The sequence below is a fragment of the Actinopolyspora mortivallis genome (assembly GCF_003001495.1).
Classification (GTDB): domain Bacteria; phylum Actinomycetota; class Actinomycetes; order Mycobacteriales; family Pseudonocardiaceae; genus Actinopolyspora; species Actinopolyspora mortivallis_A.
This window is the reverse complement of record NZ_PVSR01000007.1, coordinates 42,062-55,154: the sequence shown is the minus strand read 5'-3', so window position 1 is coordinate 55,154 and position 13,093 is coordinate 42,062. Positions and strand designations below refer to the sequence as shown.

The following is a 13,093-nucleotide window of genomic DNA, read 5'->3' as shown; positions in this document are numbered from 1 at the left end:
GTGTGCGGAAACACCCCGGGGTTATTCGACGGGTTCGCGGACCACGACCACGGGGCAGGCCGCGTGGTGGACACAGTGCTGGGCGACCGAGCCGAGCAGGGCGCCGGGGAAACCTCCGTGGCCCCGGGAGCCGAGTACGAGCAGGTCCGCGTCGGCACTGGCCTCCAGCAGGGACCGCGTCGCCGATCCGCGGGCGACTCGTCTGTCGACCTCCAGGTCGCTTCCGAAGCGGGAGAGGGCGTCGGTGACCGCCCGCGTCAGTTGACGGGTGGCGTTCTCCTCACCACCCCGGTCGACCTTCGGAGCCTGTGGGTCGTGGTAGTCGGGGGGAGCCCAGGCGACCAACGCCGTGACCTCCGCGTCGTTGGTGAGCGCGTAGCGCAGCGCCCAGGTCAGAGCCTCCTCGGAGTCCGGTGAACCGTCCACTCCGACCACGACTCGTTCGGGCTCGGTACCCATGGTCTCCTCCCGGGTCGGGTGGGGTCCCCGTGCGGGTCGGCCCCGGGCGTTCCTGAGGTGGCCTCGTGTCGTGGTCGGGGGACCCGCGGTGCGGGTCGGCTGCGGAACAAAGTCCGCCCGGTCGGCGCGGGGACGGTGTGAGCTCGTTCGCCGTGCTCACGGTACTGCTCGTGCGCGGGAACGACAATGTGAACTCCCGGGCGGCTCCGTACCTCCGATCCGGTGACAGGGGGACGACACCGTCGAATTAAATGAATAATTTTCATACAGTTTGTCCCCGTGATCCGACAGTGACGGAGCGGGTATGAGAAGACTGATCACGCTGGCCCTGGTGGCCGCCACCGCCGTGTTGTCGGTCGACGGGGCGCGGGTCCACGCCGAGAGCCCGTCCCCACAGCGGGCGGGGGAGCTGCGCATCCAGGGGCGGTGGTTCCTCGACGAACACGACCGCCGGGTCCTGCTGCACGGGGTGAACAACGTGGACAAGACCGCTCCCTACGTCCAACCGGGGGACGGTTTCACCGTGACGGCCGAGGACGCCCGACTGTTGGCCCGACACGGGTTCAACACCGTCCGTCTCGGCGTGTCCTTCGACGGACTGATGCCGAACCGTGGCGAGCTCGACGAACGGTACCTGGACCGTGTCGCCCACGTGGTGGATGTTCTCGGTGCGGAGGGTATCCACGTGCTGCTCGACAACCACCAGGACGGACTCAGCGAGATCTGGGGCGGAAACGGCTTCCCGGAGTGGGCGCTCGAAAGCCGACCGTTTCCCGGGGAACCGAACCCGGGCTTTCCGCTGTACTACCTGATGCCGAGTATGAACCGGGCCTGGGACGAGGTCTGGAACAACAGCAACGGGGTGCTCGACCACCTGGGGGACGCGCTGGCGGCACTGGCCGAGAGGGTCTCCGACAAACCCGCCGTGCTCGGCATCGAGCTGTTGAACGAGCCCTGGCCGGGAACGGCCTTCCCCACCTGCTTCCCCGCCGGATGTCCGGCCTTCGACCGCGAGTACCAGGCGGTGCACGAACGACTGACCGAACGGATCAAGGGGGTGGCTCCGGAACTACCCGTGTTCTGGGAACCCAACGTCACCTGGAACCAGCTGATGCCCACCCACATGGCCGATCCCCCGTGGACACCGCCGATCACCGACGAGCGGGTGGCGTTCTCCTTCCACGACTACTGCCTCGCCAGCCAGGCCGCCACCTACCTGGGACTGCCGGAGGAACTGGTCGGTGCCTGCCCGGCACAGCACGAGCTGACCTGGTCCCACGCCGACGACTTCGTCGCGCGGACGAACGTTCCCGCCATGGTCACCGAGTTCGGAGACGGTGATCCCCGGGTGCTGGCCAACACCCTGCAGCGGGCCGACGAGAGGTTCGTGGGCTGGCACTACTGGCACTACACGAGTGTGGTCGGATCCGCCGAGGAACGGCGGGATCCCTTCGGCGGGGAACTCGGAAAGCAACTCGTCCGAACCTACCCGCGAGCCACGGCGGGAACACCGGAGTCCATGGACTTCGACGCGGAAACCGGCCGGTTCGAGTACACCTACCAGCCCGAACCGGCCACCGCCCCCACCGAGATCTACGTGTCGGACCGGCACTATCCGAACGGCTACGAGGTCTCGGTGCGGGGCGGACGGGTGGTCTCGGCCCCCGGTTCCTCCGTCCTGCTGGTCGAGTCCACCGGAAGCGAGCCGGTCACGGTGGACCTCCGAGCCGAGTGAAAACCGGTCCCCGCGCCGACACCCCACCGGGCTGAGGTGAGCAGAAAACCGTCCGCGGACGGGCGAACGGGCGGTTGCTGCGCGAGCATCGGGGCATGACGGATTCCTCGACACCGCGGATCGTGGTCGGAGTGGACGGCTCGGACTCCTCGACGCGGGCCGCGGTGTGGGCGGCTCACCAGGCTGCGTGGTACTCGGCGAAGCTGTGCCTGGTGCACGCCTACGTGGTTCCACAGCGAGGGTATCCGCGTTTTCTCGTTCCGGTGAAGGCGCTGCGCCGGGGGTTGCGTGAGCAGGCCGACAGCGCGCTGCGTACCGCCACCGAGGCCGTGCGGGAGGCCGCCGGGGTGCGGACCGAGACGAGAACGGTCGAGGCCAATCCGGTGGTGGCCTTGCTGCGGGAGTCCCACGGCGCGCTCATGACCGTGGTGGGCTCGCGAGGACTCGGTGGGTTCGCCGGGATGCTGGCCGGCTCGGTGACCCTGGGACTGTCCGAACACTCCCGCGTTCCCGTGGTGGTGGTGCGGCAGGGACGAGCACACCAGGCCGGGGGAGAGTCGCCGGTGGTCGTGGGAGTGGACGCCTCCCCGAACAGCGCGAACGCCGTGTCCTTCGCGTTCCGGGCCGCGGCCGCGTGTTCCGCTCCGTTGACGGCGGTGCACGTCCACGAGGAGTCATCCGCCGCCGATCCCGAGCAAGGACGTCGACTGCTTTCCGAACAGATGGCCGGAGAGCAGCGGGAGCATCCCGACGTCGTTGTCGAGAAGGTCGTGATGCGGGCACGTGTGGTTCGGACTCTGCTCGATCTGGCGCGGGACGCGCGACTGCTCGTGGTGGGTAACAGGGGGTCGGGAGGTTTCCGGGAGATGCTGCTGGGATCCACCACGCGTTCCCTGGTGCTCCACGCGGACTGTTCGGTCGCGGTGGTGCCCGTGGAAGGGGGGACCACCTCCCGGAGGCAGGACGGATCCGGGCGGGAGCGGTGATCCCACGGCACGGTACCGGGCCCGCTCGAACCAGCCGGATGAGTCTCGTCCACGCCCCTTCAACGCTCTGTGTGCGGAACCAGAGAGCGTGTGTGTCAGCCTCGTGTCAGTATCGAGTCAGCAGTCGCCCGTCTCGTTTTCGGACACGCTCGGTGCCACGACAGGCGTTCGTCTGGAGGGGCGGTATGAATGATCAGGCGTCCGTCGAGTTGCTGCTGCGGCGCCAACACGTCATGCCGCCCTGGATTCCCCTGTACCATCCGGCCGCGCCGCTGGAGATCGTCTCGGGAAACGGGCGTTACCTGTACGACCGGGCCGGCCGGGAGTATCTCGACTTCTATTCCGGTGTCGCCGCCAATTCGCTCGGCTACGACGTTCCGGAGGTGCGGGATCGGGTGCTCGAGAGGATCAGGACCGGAGTCGTACACACCTCGACGTTCTATCTGGACCGTTCGCGTATCGAACTGGCCGAACGCATCGCCCGACTTTCCGGGATCCCCGATCCGGTCGTGTTCTTCACGTGTTCCGGAAGCGAGGCGGTGGAGACCGCGTTGCTCCTCGCCACCGAGTACCGACGTAGTCGACAGGTCATCGCTCTGCGCCACAGTTACCACGGTCGTTCGTTCGGTGCGCTTTCGACGACGGGGGACAACCGATGGCTCGGCCTGGGCGCAGCACCCCTGAACGTCACTCACGTCCGAGCCGGGCAGCCGGAGGAGGGGGTCGGGTCGGAGCTGGATCACGCCTCGTATCTGCGGTTGTGCTCCGAGGAGTTGGAGGAACTCGTCGACGAGGTGTTGCCACAGCCGGTCGCGGCGATGTTGGCCGAACCGGTCCAGGGGATCGCCGGGGCTGTGCCGTTGGAACCCCGGCAGTTGGCGACTTACGCCGAGATCCTCGGCGAGCGGGATATTCCCCTGATCGTCGACGAGATCCAGACGGGTTGGGGACGCACCGGTCGCTTCTGGGGGTACGAGTGGGACGAGGTGTGTCCCGACATGCTGGTTTTTGCCAAGGGGGTGGCCAACGGTTTCGCCCTGGGTGGGGTGGTCGGACGACGCGAAATCATGTCGTGCCTGCCCATGCCCTCGGTGTCGACCTTCGGAGGCAATCCGCTGGCCGTCAGCGCGGGAGACGCCACGCTGGAGGTGATCGAGCGTCGGAACCTGACCGACAGGGCGTACCGAGCGGGGGAGTTGCTGTGGAAGCGGTTGCAACGAGGAACCGGATTCTCGTGCGTGGATCGACTGCGGGGACGGGGACTGTTGTTGGGCTTGACGTGCGTCCTTCCCGGAACAACCGTGCCCAGCGCCGAGTTCGCGGCGACCGTGCAGGACGAGTGCCGCGATCACGGACTTCTGGTCGGACTCGGGGGGAGCAGGGGAAATTGCCTACGGATCATGCCGCCGTTGACGGTCAGTGATGACGAGCTGCGACAGGGCGCGGACGTCCTCGTCGACGCACTCGACAGGGTGCGGGCCTCTTGGGGGTGAAGAGCGGATGGGTGAAACGTGCTCAGAAACCATCGGATCCTTTCCGACGACCCCCGTTCAACGGTCGTACTGGTTGGGCAGAAGCCCCGAGCAGCCGCTCGGCGGTGTCGGGTGCCACATGTATTTCGAGTTCGTCTCCCGAACCGCGCCGGACCCCGCCCGGTTGTCCACGGCCTATCAGGATCTGCAGAAGAGACATCCGATGTTGCGCGCCGTCTTCCCCGACGAGAGACAGGGAACTATCAGCGCGGATCCTGTCGACACACTCGCCGTGTACGACTTCAGCGGTCGTACTGTGGATTCCGTTGAATCGGAGTTGGAAACGGTGCGCGAGAGTTTCGCCCGGCGCGCTCCTGATCCGACGAGAGGTCCGATGACGGCTCTCGCGCTCTCCCTGTTGCCGGGAGGCGCATCGCGCCTGCACGTTGACGTCGACCTCATGGTGGCGGATCCCCCCAGTATCCGGATCGCGCTCGACGATCTGGTCGAGCTCTACGAACAAGCCGAGCCACCACCGATCACGTACGACTTCACACGGTACAGGAACGAGTACGGTACGCTCGAGGGCGAGTCAGCCTCCGAATCATCGGTGCGGACACGCGGGCTGTTGGAGGGCCTGGACCTGGCACCGCCACAGCTGCCCATGGCGTGCGCCCCCGAGGAGCTGTCCGGAGCCGAGTTCGGTCGTCGTCTTCTGTGGCTGTCACCGAGCAGGTGGGGCCGGATCCGTGAGAAAGCCGAGAGCGTGAACGCGCGTCCCGAGAGCGTGCTGTACGCGGCCTATGTCCATACTCTGGCTCGCTGGAGCGAGAGCCAGGGTTTCCTGGTCAACGTGCCCGTTTTCGATCGTCCCCGGGTCCATGCGGACATCGACCGCGTCGTCGGGGACTTCAGCCGCCTGCTGGCCGCCCCCGTCACCGTCTCCGACGGGAGCACTCTACGAGAGTTGCTCGAGAAAGTGAACCGGTCCGAACGGGTTCTGAACGCCCATCGCGACTCGCTGTCGGTACAGGCGATCAATGACGAGGCCCGTCGTCGCCGAGAGCCCGCTCCCGTCCTCGGTGCGGTGTACACGGAGATGCACCGGGACCTGGTCTCGGAACGTTTCGTTCGACATTTCGGACACCCTCAGCGGACGGGAACGCAAACCCCCCAGGTGTGGTTGGACTGTCTGGTTTATCCCTCGGGTGAGTCGATGTGCATGGCGTGGGACGCCGCCGAGGATGCCTTCCGGGACGGCGTGCTCGACGGGATGGCGGAGTGCTGCCAGAAACTCCTGACCGCTTTCGCCGACAGTGACTGGACGAGCGCGCCGCCGGAATCGTTGCCGGCACGGCAGCGAGCGCGACGTCGTCGGGTGAACGCCACGGACGGTCCGTTGAGCGGCAAGCTGCTGCACGAGGCGTTCTTCGAGTCGGTCGAGGCGGATCCTGAGGCCACGGCCGTGGTGCATGCGGGGCGGAGCCTGACGCGGAGCGAACTGGCCGAGTGGTCGCTGCGTTTCGCCGCGCTGCTCGGTGACTACGGTGTCGACCACGAAGAACCCGTAGGGATCCGGCTGGAGGCGGGACCCTGCCAGATCGCGGCCGTGCTCGGTGTCCTCGCCGCGGGCGCCTGTTATGTCCCCGTCGGGCCGGATCAGCCCTCGAACCGTTTGGAGCGGATTCTCGACACCGCCGGAGTTCGCTTCGTCATAGGAAGCGCACCGATCGACCGCCAGGGCACGCACGTGGGATCCGTCGAGTACGTCCCACCCGCCGAAGCGGATCGGTTTCCCGCGCGGACTCGGCCGCTTCCGGTGTCGGATCGTTCGCTGGCCTACATCATCTTCACGTCCGGATCGACCGGATCCCCGAAGGGCGTGGAGGTCGAGCACCGTTCCGCGGTCAATTCGCTGGAGGACCTCAACCGTCGTGGGGACCTCCGGGTCACGGACCGGTCCCTGTGGGTCTCCGCGCTCGACTTCGACCTTTCCGTCTACGAGATTTTCGGACCGCTGATGGCTGGTGGATCAGTCGTGGTACCCACCGCGGACGAGCAGCGCGATCCGGAGGCGTGGCTGCGCCTCATGGAACGGCATCGGGTGACAGTGTGGGATTCGGTGCCGGCACTCCTGGACATGGTGGTCTCCACGGCGGAGGTGGCCGCAGCGGAGGGGCGCGCTCGTTCCGAGGCGTGGGAGGAGGGGGATCCCCTCCCGGAGGGCTCCGAAAGTCCCCTGAGGTGGTTGCGGGTCGTGTTCACCGGAGGTGACTGGATTCCACTCGAACTGCCCCCTCGGCTGCACCGGTTGGCACGCGGGTGTCGTTTTCTGGCCTGTGGCGGTGCGACCGAGGGGGCCGTTTACTCGAACTGCTTCGAGGTGCACCGGATCGAGCCGGACTGGATGTCCGTACCCTACGGTTACCCCCTGCGGAATCAGCGTTACCGCGTCGTCGACGGGCAGGAACGTGATTGCCCCGACTGGGTGCCGGGAGAGATGTGGATCGGTGGTGTCGGGGTCGCTCGTGGTTATCGTCGTGATCCCGAGCGCACCGCCGATCGATTCCGTGAGATCGGCGGCGTGCGGTGGTACCGCACCGGTGACCGTGGCCGGTACCGCGATGACGGTGCGTTGGAGTTTCTCGGTCGTCTCGACGATCAGATCAAATTGCACGGCTACCGCATCGAACTGGGCGAGATCGAGTCCGTGCTGAGTTCGCACCCCGATGTCTCCCGAGCGGTCGCCGTGGTCGGTAACGAGGAGAGCGCCCCCGGTCTCGTGGCTTTCGTCCAGCCGGTGGGGGACGAGATCGACCTACGGGGAGTTCGGGAGCACGCCCGAAACTGGCTGGCGGACTATGCGCGTCCTTCTCGCCTTTTCGTTCTGCTCGATCTCCCACTGAACGCCAACGGAAAGGTCGATCGCCCCACGCTGGCCGACTGGGCGGCACCGATGAGTGACTCCGTTCCTGACGAACCTCCCCGCACCGAGACGGAGAGGTGTCTCGCACGGGAGTGGAACGCACTGCTGGACAGAGAGGTGACCGCGCGTGGGCAGAGTTTCTTCGATCTCGGCGGAGACAGCGTGGGGATCACCCGACTCGCAGCGGTGATCGCGGACCGTTTCGGTGTCAGGGTGTCACTTCGCGGGATCCAAACGACGCCGACGTTGGCGGGTATGGCGGAAACGATCGAGGAGGCTCTGCGGAGCCGAGAACGGCGATCGGCGTAAGGAGCGACGGGAATGAGTGTCGACCACCACGTTCCTCCGAACAGGTGGCTCAGATCGTTGCACAAACCCTCGCCAACCACGAATCGGTTGATCTGTTTCCCGTACGCGGGTGGCGGGGCGGGTGTCTACGGTCGTTGGGTGCCTTTTCTCCCGGACGGTCACGAGTTGTTGGCGGTGCAGTACCCCGGCAGGGAAGACCGACTTGAGGAAGACCCCCCGGACAGCGTCCGTTCGATCGCCCGTCGGACAGCTGTGGCCCTTCAGTGGTTCAACGACAGGCCCTACTCGGTTTTCGGTCACAGCATGGGAGCCGTCGTCGCCTACGAGACGTGCCGATTCGCCGAGATGCTCGGTGTTGCTGGTCCGGAGGAACTCGTTGTCGCCGCGGGCGAGTCGCCGGACCGGCTGACGGTGGGCCAGCTGTCCGGGGCGAGCGTTGGTCGAGCGATGACGAGTTCGGCGGGAGGAGACTCTCGCGGAGAGCACGAGGCGGCTGGGCCGCCGACCGTCAATCTGGAGCACGACCTCGAGCTGCTGGCCGAGTACGCCGGCCTCGATGCCGCGAGCACGAGCGTTCGGGTTCCCCTCGTGGTGGTGACCTACGAGGACGATCCCGACATCGACGCGGACACGGTGCGGTCCTGGTCCTGCCGAACCGAGCGGAGTTGTAGGTACGCGGTGCTTCCGGGGGATCATTTCAGCTGTTTCATCGACCCGGGGAGGACCATCCGTGAGATTACCGGCGGTGCTTGACCGCACGCGTTGTCGGAGAGAAACGAGCCCGAGGAGTTGTTGTGTACACCACGACCGACCTGACGAACGGTGATGCCGCTCTTGTCGGAAAACGGCAGAGACTGTTCGAACAACTGGAATCGCCCGACACGATACCACGTTTCTTCGACGGTGTCGCCGAGGACGTGTCCTGGACGTTGCACGGAAAGCACCCACTGGCGGGCGAGTACCGGACCAAGCGTTCCTTCCTGACTCTCGTCGTCGATCGGCTGCGTCCGATGATGAGAAATGACCTACAGTTTCGGATCAGACGTCTGCATGTCGGTGACACCGTGGTGGTCGCCGAGATGGAAAGCGGTTCTGTCGGAGTGGCCGGTGATCCGTACGATCAGTTCTACGTCTGGATCTGCACGTTCGACGGGGACGTCATAGTCGAGGTGCATGCCTATGTCGACTCGGTGGTGGTGAACGAGTTCCTGCGGCGGAACGAACCGGTTTCGTGATTCGCCCGTCCCGAGCAGCTGGCTCGACGGTGTCGTTGGTCAGACGGAGTGCCCGGTACCGGTGGTCCGTGGGACACGGCGGCCCGGAGCTGGTGCGGTTCGTTCCCGGCGGCGTTGGTGCGTGGCTGAGGGCGTCGAGTTGTGTCCTCTCCGGTGTTCGCCCACCGTGGGGAAGTGCTGTAGCCCCCGGGCCGGAGGCGGGCGGGCGGTGCCAGGGCGGGCACGGGAACGAATCGCTGGTGGCGGGGCGTGTCGGCGTCCGGGAAACACACCGGCACCGTCGAACCGCACGGGGTGAACGGGGCAGGGAAACGACAGCTGTTCGGATCCGACTGGTTCGTGCGGAGCCTCGGAGAGGGAAGGCGGCGAGATGGGGGAGTCCGTTCTCCGTGTCGTGCGGCTGCTTCGCCCGGGAGCCAATCCGCTTGCGCGGGTCTCGGACAGGGTCGAGGGCGTGCTGCTCGTCCTCGTGATGCTCCTGCCCGTGCTGAGCCTGCCGGTCTCGCTCGTGATCGGCTCTCAGACCTATGCGGAACAGCTCCGGCTGGCTCGGCACCAGGAGAACACCAGAACTCCGGTGACGGCCGTGTTGACGGAGGACGCCGTCTCCACCGTGCCCCGCGCACGCGGTTCCACGATGACGGAGGCCCCCGCCTCCTGGAGATCGCCCGACGGCCGGGTCCGCACCGGAACCGTGGCGGTCCGGGCGGGCGCCCGGAAGTGGGAGAGCGTGCGTATCTGGATCGACGCGGAGGGAAGGAAGGTCACCGCCCCGTTGACCGAGAGCGCCGCTTTTCGGGAGGCGAGCGCGGCCGTCCTCAGTTGTTGGCTGGCGGTGTTGTTCGGCTCCACGGCAGTCTTCTGGGGGACACGCTGGGTTCTGGACCGCCTGCGCTGGCGTGCCTGGGAACGGGAGTGGAACAGTTACGGCAGGCTCTGGGGCGGCTTCCACGGCAGCGGAAGCGGAGAAACGTGAAGGGATCTCGATGCGGGTGCGGGATGTCATGAGCGAACCGGGTGTGGTGGCGCGGGCCGACACCCCGGTGAAGACCGCTGCGGGTCTGTTGGTCGAACACGGGGTGACGGCGTTGCCCGTGGTGGACTCCGAGGACCACGTGCTCGGGGAGGTGACCGAGCTCGACCTGGTGCGGGACCGCTTTCCCCGCGACCCCCGGTACTCCAGCGACGCCGAGGGGCGTGCCGATCTTCCTCCGGGAGTGGTGGGTGAACTGATGTCACCGCGCATCACCGGCATCGACCCGGAGACCGATGTGACCGATCTGGTGAAGGTCCTTCTCGAGGAGCGGATCCGCAGTGTTCCCGTCGTCGAGGACGGGCGTCTGATCGGGATGGTGACCGGCCGCGACCTCGTGCGCACCCTGGCACGCAACGACGACCTCCTGGCGCGGGAGATCAGCTACCGTCTTTCCTTCCTCGGTGGGCAGGGACGCTGGACGGTCCGGGTGCACGAGGGCACGGCCGTGATCACGGACGAGTTCGACAGCGCCGAGGACCGCCATGTGGCGCGGGTACTGGCCGAAAGCGTTCCGGGCGTGCTCCGGGCCCGGTGCGCTGTGGCCGGGTCCGAGTGAGCGGGGTCGGCGCGGTGTCCCGGTGAGGGTCTGTGTCCTGTTCCCCCGTTCGCTCCCGGTACTGGCCCGTTCGGCCCGCGGACGTTCCGCCTCCGTGTTTCCGTCCTCCGACGGATGGAAAGAATGCGACATCACACCTCCGATTTGGTGATTACCGGTGTACGAGAAGGCGGATTCGTGTGTAAGATGCAGACGATCAGCGTTGCAGGGGTGAGTCGCGGCGCTGCCGGGTGGACTGCCTCTCCGAGAGTCTTCAGGCCGACGAAGCGGTAAACACCGGGCTGCGACGCTGGTCAAATGGGGTAAACGTGGCTACTGTGGGATCCGGTCACGGGCCGAGGTCGTCGCTTCGGACGGCGGAATCCCGTTGGCGGAATCAGGTGACCGCGGAACCGGTGTGGTTACGACAACAGGAAAACCCGGCCACGGGCGTCCCGGACGGATGACGCGCGCCCTCTTTTCGAACCGCGGGGTTGGAAATCCTTCGAGCGCGCCCGCCCGGATCCTCCGGAAGGCCGGTCGTGTGAGTTCTTGTGAGCGGACACACCCGTGCGGCGCGGAACTGGTCCCGGTCCCACAGCGTTGCAGGTGAGGCTGGTCGTTGTCCTGCCCCGTCGACGTGTTCGACGGGGTGGCTGACCGCGGCCTTTTCACCGCCGCGATGTACTCACACGCCGAAAGGCACCCAGAACCGACCACACGCACACGATCGCGCCCAAAGGAGAAAGGAGGCGCCCCACGATGGACACCATGAGCACCGACTGGCAGCACCGCGCCAGCTGCCGCGACCAGGACCCGGAACTGTTCTTCCCGGTATCCGAGGTAGGTCCCGGAGCGCAGCAGGTACAGCGTGCCAAGGCAGTGTGCGCCAGCTGCCCCGTCCGTTCCGAATGCCTGGCCTACGCGCAGAGCCACGGTCTCGACTTCGGCATCTTCGGCGGAATGACCCCGGACGAACGACGCAAGTCCGCCCGGCGTGCCCGCCGTTCCACCGCGTCCAACGGTGCCCAGTCCTCGACGGCTCGCCAGTGACGGTGTGACGGACCGGTTTCGCCTCTCGGTCTCCCGGCGATCCTGCCGGGACGTGCTCCCCGCGACCGATCCCGGTTTTCTCGGACCCGTTCCGTGCACCCCCGCAGCCGTGCACCGTGGCCTCGTGTGACTTCCCGTGACGGTGCCCGAGTCCCCGCGTACTCGGGCACCGTCACGTTTCTGTTTTCCCGGTGGTGGTTTCTTTCTCCCGGTTCGTTCGGCAACGGTGCTTCGACGGGGCCCGTCGTGGGAATGTCACCACCGCCTCGCTGGTTGAGTCCGGTATGCGAGCAGTGGGTGTGACCGAGTTCGGCGGTCCCGAGAAATTGCGTGTCCTGGACGTTCCCGAGCCCCATCCGGGAAGGGGAGAGGTTCGGATCCGGGTGCACGCTGCCACCGTGAATCCCACCGACACGGCGTTGCGGGCCGGACAACACCGCACCGACGGGCTGGAACCCCCCTACGTTCCCGGTATGGATGCCGCCGGGGTGGTCAGCGCCGTCGGCGAGGACGTCGACTCCCCGCGGGTGGGGGACCGGGTCATGGCCGTGGTGGTGCCGGTCCGTCCGCGCGGAGGGGCCTACGCGGACGAGATCGTCGTTCCGGCGACCTCGGTGGCGCCCGTTCCGGCAGGAGCCGACTTCGCCGCTGCCTCCACCCTGCCCATGAACGGGCTCACCGCGCATCTGGCGTTGCGTCAGCTGGCCCTTCCGGCCGGATCCACCCTGGCCGTCACCGGAGCCGCCGGAGCCTTCGGCGGCTATGTGGTCCAGCTCGCCAAGGAGCAGGGGCTGCACGTGATCGGTGACGCCTCCGAGGCCGACGAGCGGCTGGTGCGGGACCTCGGTGCCGACCGGGTGGTGCGCAGAGGGCAGGACGTGGCCGAGCGGATCCGGGAGCTGGTGCCCGAGGGGGTCGACGGTGTCGCCGACGGTGCCGTGCTGAACGAGGCGGTGGCTCCTGCCGTGCGGGACGGCGGCGGGCTGGCCGTGGTGCGTGGCTGGAAGGGGGATCCCGGCCGGGACATCACGGTGCACAGAGTGCTGGTCGTCGAAGCCGCCGAGGACAACGTGGCCCTGGACGGGTTGCGTCACCAGGTCGAGCGTTCGGTGCTGAGCCTGCGGGTCGCCCGGGTGCTGCCCGCCGAGCAGGCGGCCGAGGCCCACCGGCTGCTGGAGGCCGGAGGGACTCGCGGTCGACTGGTGCTCGACTTCTCCTCCTGAGCCGAGCAGTGGGTGCGGCCCCGCGGAACAGGGCCGCACCCGCCGAGTTCCCCGCGATTCCGTGCCTGGCTCCCGGGGGCACGGGAGTGTGACACTGGTGCTGCCGGAGGGGAGTGGACAGGCA

Annotated in this window: 11 protein-coding genes; 10 read left to right on the top strand and 1 reads right to left on the bottom strand. The window is 67.2% G+C overall.

Annotated elements, in window-relative coordinates; genetic code table 11:
• Positions 1-21: 21 nt before the first annotated feature.
• On the bottom strand, positions 22-459 hold the full coding sequence (locus tag CEP50_RS07355) for a universal stress protein (RefSeq protein WP_106113185.1): 438 nt from the start codon (positions 457-459) through the stop codon (positions 22-24).
• 304 nt (positions 460-763) lie between these two features.
• On the opposite strand from CEP50_RS07355, the gene CEP50_RS07350 reads away from it, so the two are divergent.
• The 10 genes from CEP50_RS07350 (at position 764) to CEP50_RS07305 (ending at position 12,969) form a co-directional block, all read left to right on the top strand.
• Positions 764-2,194, top strand: a complete 1,431-nt coding sequence (locus tag CEP50_RS07350) for an endoglycoceramidase I (protein ID WP_106113184.1) — start codon at positions 764-766, stop codon at positions 2,192-2,194.
• A 95-nt stretch (positions 2,195-2,289) separates the two neighbouring features.
• Entirely contained in the window at positions 2,290-3,180 is an 891-nt protein-coding gene (locus CEP50_RS07345) for a universal stress protein (protein ID WP_106113183.1), read from the top strand.
• A gap of 185 nt (positions 3,181-3,365) precedes the next feature.
• Positions 3,366-4,673: an aspartate aminotransferase family protein gene (locus tag CEP50_RS07340; protein WP_181188255.1), complete on the top strand. Its 1,308-nt coding sequence runs from the start codon at positions 3,366-3,368 to the stop codon at positions 4,671-4,673.
• On the top strand, positions 4,603-7,887 hold the full coding sequence (locus CEP50_RS07335; protein WP_106113181.1) for a non-ribosomal peptide synthetase: 3,285 nt from the start codon (positions 4,603-4,605) through the stop codon (positions 7,885-7,887). Before CEP50_RS07340 ends, CEP50_RS07335 begins: the two co-directional genes overlap by 71 nt.
• 12 nt (positions 7,888-7,899) lie before the next feature.
• Positions 7,900-8,640, top strand: a complete 741-nt coding sequence (locus CEP50_RS07330) for a thioesterase II family protein (protein WP_106113180.1) — start codon at positions 7,900-7,902, stop codon at positions 8,638-8,640.
• Between the two features lie 41 nt (positions 8,641-8,681).
• Positions 8,682-9,122: a nuclear transport factor 2 family protein gene (locus CEP50_RS07325; RefSeq protein ID WP_106113179.1), complete on the top strand. Its 441-nt coding sequence runs from the start codon at positions 8,682-8,684 to the stop codon at positions 9,120-9,122.
• Positions 9,123-9,492: 370 nt separating this feature from the next.
• A complete protein-coding gene (locus tag CEP50_RS07320) occupies positions 9,493-10,098 on the top strand; it encodes an Rv1733c family protein (RefSeq protein WP_106113178.1) in 606 nt (201 codons plus the stop codon).
• Between the two features lie 28 nt (positions 10,099-10,126).
• A complete protein-coding gene (locus CEP50_RS07315) occupies positions 10,127-10,714 on the top strand; it encodes a CBS domain-containing protein (protein WP_181188253.1) in 588 nt (195 codons plus the stop codon).
• A gap of 741 nt (positions 10,715-11,455) precedes the next feature.
• Positions 11,456-11,746: a WhiB family transcriptional regulator gene (locus CEP50_RS07310; RefSeq protein WP_106113177.1), complete on the top strand. Its 291-nt coding sequence runs from the start codon at positions 11,456-11,458 to the stop codon at positions 11,744-11,746.
• Between the two features lie 284 nt (positions 11,747-12,030).
• Complete coding sequence (locus tag CEP50_RS07305) at positions 12,031-12,969, top strand: quinone oxidoreductase family protein (protein WP_106113176.1); 939 nt, start codon at positions 12,031-12,033, stop codon at positions 12,967-12,969.
• The last annotated feature ends 124 nt before the right edge of the window (positions 12,970-13,093 follow it).